The sequence below is a fragment of the Terasakiella sediminum genome (assembly GCF_033100395.1).
Classification (GTDB): domain Bacteria; phylum Pseudomonadota; class Alphaproteobacteria; order Rhodospirillales; family Terasakiellaceae; genus Terasakiella.
In genome coordinates this window covers 1-723 of the sequence record NZ_JAWLVJ010000076.1, presented here as the reverse complement: position 1 = coordinate 723, position 723 = coordinate 1, and the positions used below count along the sequence as shown (strand labels likewise).

The 723-nt window shown below is 53.4% G+C and carries 1 protein-coding gene; it reads right to left on the bottom strand.

The window, feature by feature from the left end:
* On the bottom strand, positions 1–723 hold a 723-nt coding region (locus RYZ26_RS19885), incomplete at both ends, for a cadherin-like domain-containing protein (RefSeq protein ID WP_317685002.1).

Here is a 723-nt window from a genome sequence, read left to right as displayed (position 1 = left end):
CGTCATAGCCCGCATCCGGGGTGAAGGTAATGGTGCCATTTTCCGTATCGATAGAGACCGTACCGTTTTGGGCCCCGGACACACCTGTAATGGTACCGCCATCAATGATGTTGTCATTGGCGATCAGATCGGCAATGTTCAGCGTCACCGCCTGGTCCTGATCGGTTGAAGCCGTATCATCGGTTGCCGTGTTGTTCACATCGGCAAAGTCGATGGTGGTGGTGGCTGTGGTGGTCGTTGTGCCATCAGAGACAGAGAAGTTGATGGGCTGCTCGCCCTCTTCATCAGACACAATCGTCCAGGTGCCATCCCCATTATCAGTGATAGACACATCCGGGTCTGTGCTGGAAACATCCGTGATAGAAAGCGTATCGCCATCCACATCAGAGGCCGCCGCCAGAAGGTCCGCAGCTGTCAGCGTATATTCTGCATATTCGGTACCGTCTGCCAGATCAATAGAGTCAATGACAGGGGCGTCATTTTCAGGCGTCACCGTCAGGTTCACGGTGGCAATCTGGGTTTCCCCGTCGTTATCCGTGACCGTATAGGTAAAGCTGTCCGTACCGTTATAATCATCAGCTGGCGTATAGGTCACCGTGCCATCATCATTCAGGACTGCAACACCGTTGGTCGGTTGCGTAATGCCTGTGACCGTGCCGCCATCAACGATGGTGTCATTGTCAATCACATTGATGGTTTTGCTGCTGTCTTCCGCCAGTGTTG